This is a genomic window from Aeromonas taiwanensis, from assembly GCF_000820165.1.
GTDB lineage: Bacteria > Pseudomonadota > Gammaproteobacteria > Enterobacterales > Aeromonadaceae > Aeromonas > Aeromonas taiwanensis.
Genome location: NZ_CDDD01000095.1, coordinates 1 through 4,519, shown reverse-complemented (window position 1 = coordinate 4,519; position 4,519 = coordinate 1). Strand labels below are relative to the sequence as shown.

General features: G+C 65.6%; 4 protein-coding genes. All 4 read right to left on the bottom strand.

Going from position 1 to position 4,519, the window contains the following annotated elements; all coding sequences use genetic code 11:
* Positions 1-115 precede the first annotated feature (115 nt).
* The 4 genes from nrfE to nrfB all read right to left on the bottom strand — a co-directional run bounded on the left by nrfE (position 116) and on the right by nrfB (position 4,468).
* Entirely contained in the window at positions 116-2,077 is a 1,962-nt protein-coding gene (gene nrfE, locus BN1136_RS16375; protein ID WP_043808918.1) for a heme lyase NrfEFG subunit NrfE, read from the bottom strand.
* Positions 2,078-2,226: 149 nt separating this feature from the next.
* Entirely contained in the window at positions 2,227-3,183 is a 957-nt protein-coding gene (gene nrfD, locus BN1136_RS16370; RefSeq protein ID WP_043760079.1) for a cytochrome c nitrite reductase subunit NrfD, read from the bottom strand.
* The gene (locus BN1136_RS16365) at positions 3,180-3,860 is read right to left on the bottom strand and encodes a 4Fe-4S dicluster domain-containing protein (protein WP_043760081.1); all 681 of its coding nucleotides are present in this window, start codon (positions 3,858-3,860) and stop codon (positions 3,180-3,182) included. The genes nrfD and BN1136_RS16365 overlap by 4 nt, the downstream gene beginning before the upstream one ends.
* Complete coding sequence (gene nrfB, locus BN1136_RS16360; protein WP_043760083.1) at positions 3,857-4,468, bottom strand: cytochrome c nitrite reductase pentaheme subunit; 612 nt, start codon at positions 4,466-4,468, stop codon at positions 3,857-3,859. Before nrfB ends, BN1136_RS16365 begins: the two co-directional genes overlap by 4 nt.
* Positions 4,469-4,519 lie beyond the last annotated feature (51 nt).

The following is a 4,519-nucleotide window of genomic DNA, read 5'->3' as shown; positions in this document are numbered from 1 at the left end:
GGGCGCACCCTGCCGGCCTCATCCTGGCCGTAGGGGTTGTTGCCAAGGCCGAGCCAGAGCAGGGCGCCGAGGCCCAGGGTCAGCACGAGAGGAAGAAAGAGACGCAGGCGGGATCTCATAGGGACTCCCGTTCGAGCCGGGGGCTGGGGGCTGTGGTCGGGGCCGGACGGGCCGCAAGCAAGGGGCGGCGGGCGAGCAGGCGCAGGGTGCCCCCCGCCATCATCAAGAGGCCGCCGAGCCAGATCCATCGCACCAGCGGCTTGTGGTGAAGGCGCATGGCGTAGGCGTTGGGTCCCATCTTCTCGCCGAGCACCACGTAGAGATCGCCCAGCATTCCCCACGCGATGCCGGGCTCGTTCATGTTCATGGTGCGCACGCTGTAGTGGCGCCGTTCAGGCGCGAGTCTGGCAACCTCCTGGCCCCCCTTGTGCACGCTGAGAGTGATGCGCTCGGCGGTGTAGTTGGGGCCGATCAGCGGCTCGCTCCCCTCATAGCGAAACTCATAGGCGCCAAGGCGATAGGGCTGGCCTGCGGCGAGCACGGTTCCCCCCTCCTGGCTGTGGTGGCTCACCTGAGCAATGCCGAGGGCGCACACCGCCACCCCGAGATGGGCCAGCAGGCTGCCGAGCCGATTGAGGGTGAGCTCGCGCAGGGCGGCCGGTTGGGAGAGCGGGAGCAGCAGGCTCGCCACCAGCCAGAGGCCGACCATGTTGGCAAGGATGCCGCTCCAGCCTGCGGTTCCCTGTCCCCGATAGGCGAGGCTGAGGAGCCCGCCACCCAGCACGCCGAGCAGCAGCGGCAACAGCCAGCGCCAGCGGGAGCAGCTGGCCAGCCTCTGCCAGCGCAGACGGGGGAGCTGGGTCATCAGCGCCATCAGCACCAGGGCCAGGGGCACGAAGAGGGTGTTGAAGTAGGGGGCGCCCACGGAGAGGGATCCCAGATGGAGCGACTGGAACACCATGGGGTAGAAGGTGCCGAGCAGCACGCTGGCGCAGGCCACGCAGAGCAGCAAGATGGTGGCCCCGAGCAGCCCCTCTTTGGACAGCAAGCCGAAGCGGGCGTAGGGGGCGCGGGTGTCGGCCCGCAGGGCAAACAGGGTGAGAGCGAAGGTCAGCAGCAAACCGAGCAGCAGCAAGAGGGTGAGGCCGCGATCCGGATCCACCGCGAAGGCATGCACCGAGGTGAGCACGCCGGAGCGCACCACGAAGGTGCCGAGCAGGCTCAGGGAGAAGGTGAAGATGGAGAGCAGCAGCACGGCGTGGCCGTAGGCGCCGCGCTTCTCGCACACCACCAGGGCGTGGAGCAGGGCGGTGCCGAGCAGCCAGGGTAAGAGGGAGGCATTTTCCACCGGATCCCAGAACCACCAGCCGCCCCAGCCGAGCTCGTAGTAGGCCCACCAGGAGCCCAGCACGATGCCGGCGGTGAGAAACACCCAGGAGCCGAGTGCCCAGGGGCGGCTCCAGTGGGCCACGGCACCGTCGAGCCGGCCCGAATGCAGCGCCGCCATGGCGAAGGCGAAGTTGACTGCAAAGCCGACGTAGCCGAGATAGAGCAGGGGCGGGTGGAGGATGAGTCCGATGTCCTGCAGCATGGGGTTGAGATCGCGCCCCTCCAGCGGCCCCGGGAACTGCCTGTCAAACGGGCTGGAGAAGATCAGGGTATAGAGGCCGAACAGCCCGACGATAAGCCCCATGATGGCGAGTACCCGCACCAGGATCAGCGAGTCGACCCGCGCCGAGCAAAGAGCCACCAGGGCGCCCCAGAGGGCCAGCGCGAAGACGAAGAAGAGCATGGAGCCCTCGTGGCCGCCCCACACGGCCGCCAGCTTGAACCCCAGGGGCAGGGCGCTGTTGGCGTGCTGGGCCACATAGACCAAGGTGAAGTCATTCTGGGCGAAGCAGATCCCGAGCAGCACCAGAGCGGCGCCGAGCAGGGCGGCATTGAGCAGCGCCAGCGGCCTGGCGCAGCCCAGCAAGGCCGGGGAGGCGAGTCGCAGACCCAGCCAGGGCAGCAGCCCCTGCACCAGGGCGAGCCCGGTCGCCAGCAGCAGTGAGAGATAGCCGAACTCCGCCAGCACACAACCTCCAGTCAATCATTCGTCTATGTTATGCCGCAGCGTCTGCACCGTACCGGCGCTGGGGGATAACATCCACATTCCTGGTAACAACCAATCGCAACAAATAAGCGCCAGTCACCCGAAGGTGGCTGGCGCTGGTGATCATACCGTTATACGACTGTCATTTGACCGGCGTAGAGCACGAAGTAGCGCAGCAGCAGTATCCCCACCAGAGTCAGGCTGCAGACCAGCACCAGATGGCCGTTTCTCTCCCGCAGGGGAGCCGGGGTCAAGAGGGCGATCAGCTGGGGCAGCAGCATGCCGATGCCCACCACCCCCACCCAGAACACCTGGGCCCAGAAACCGCTGCCGATGGCGGCCCACATGGCCACCTCCTTCTGGCCGCCACCGAAGTAGAGGCCGGTGAAGAAGCAGACCAGCAGCAGCACCTCCACCGCCAGCACCGGCCGTTCGAAGCGGTGGACGAAGCTGACCCCCTGGCTGTGGTGGTTCTCCCTGAACAGGGTCACCGCCAGCAAGATGGTGGAGGCGATGCCGGAGCTGACGCCGGAGACCAGGAACAGCACCGGCAGTACCGGGTTGTTCAGGAGCGGATAGGTCTTGAGCGCCGAGAGCAGGAAGCCGGTATAGGCTCCCAGCAGCACGGCGAGCAGCAACAAGAGCGGTGCCAGCATCTGTTCAACGCGGGCAAGCCAGGCGATCAGCCCATCCACAAAGGCGAACTTCTCTTTGAGGAAGCGGCTGCGCAGGGCCTCGATCTCGCTTCTGAACACCACTGCCAGCCAGGCGAACAGCACCGCCATGTAGAGCTGGAACAGCATGACCCCCATGGACATCACGGAGTCGAACTGATAGTGGAACATCAGCTTCCAGAAGGTCCAGGGGCGGGCCAGGTGGAAGATGAGAATGAGTAACCCCAGGATCACGCTCGCGGGCGCCAGGATGGCGGTCGCCTTGATGATGCCGCTCTCGCTGCCTGCCCCTTTGCGGCGCAATAGCACCGAGAGGGTGGTGGCCCCGGCGGAGATACCGAGCAGGAACAGGTAGATCGCGATCGGCCAGTCCCACACCAGCGAGGGGAAGTGAAATGCCTCTTGCATCGTCATGACTTTATCTCCCCTTTGGGCACGCGGTACATCTTGGGCGAGGTGCCGAGCGCCTGCTTGTAGCGATAGGTGGTCTCCTTCACCAGCCGTTTGGCGATGGGGCTGTCGGGATCGTCCAGATTGCCGAACACCAGTGCCTTGGTGGGGCAGGAGACCACGCACGCCGGCTCCTTGCCCTGGGCCAGGTTGGTCTTGCGGCAAAAATCGCACTTGTCTGCCACCCGGGTGACCGGGTTGATAAAGCGCACCTGATAGGGGCAGGCGGCCAGACAGTACATGCAGCCGACGCAGAGATCCGGGTCCACGTCGACGATGCCATCCTCGGTGCGGATATGGGAGGCACCGGTCGGACAGACGTGGACACAGGGAGCGTTGTCACAGTGCTGGCAGGACTTGCGAAAGAAGTGGTACTCGGCGTCGGGGTACTCGCCGACGGGGCCGGAGCGGAGGATCTCGAGGCGCGAGACCCCTTCCGGCACCTGGTTCACTTCCCGGCAGGCGTCCATGCAGGCGGTGCAGCCGATGCAGGCCTGTTCGTCGTGGAGCATGCCAAAGCGTACCCCGTCGATGGTCTGGCTGTGGGCGAGGGTGGCTGCGCCTGCTCGCACGGGGCCCGTCATCATGATGAGGGCCCCGGCGCTCATCCCCGCCATGAATTGACGGCGAGAGCAGCTCATGATGCCTCCTTGCCCGGGGCCACTTTGACCTGGTTTGCCTCGACCTTGGCCTTGGCCGCCTCATGCTGTTTGCTGTGGCAGTCGACGCAGAGCTTGATGCGGGACTTCTCTGGAATAGCGACCATGGGCTCCTTGGCCGGGTGCAGGGCGTGGCAGCTGGTGCAGGTGAGTTTGGTGGCGTGCACATCGTGGGCCCAGAGCGCCTCGCGCAGGGGCTTGGGCTCGTGGCAGCTCATGCAGACACTGTTCTGCTCCACGATGGGGTAGGCCTCTGTGCTCTTCTTGTCGCTGAAGCTGTTGCTAAAGCGCATCACGTCCTTGACCCCTTCCCGGTGCTGGGGGGAGGGCTGACCGTGGCAGTTGGTGCAAGTCACCGGTTTGAGGTTGTTGGGATTGGTCGCCTGGCCATGCTTGCCGTGCATGACGTCGTCCTGATCCTTGTGGCAGTCGGTGCAGGCCTTGTCGGCGCTGCGCAAGAATTCCACCGCGTGGGTGGGGGGCACGGCGGCGGGAGCGGTTGTCTGCTCGGTGGCCTGGCCCTGCAGGCTGGTGAGCAGCATCGCCGCCATCAGCATCAGTCGTAAGAAATCCATCGTTAAATCACCCATAGGAAGCCTCCATCCATTGCGAGCCCGGCCAGGCCGGGCTCGCAGGCGCCA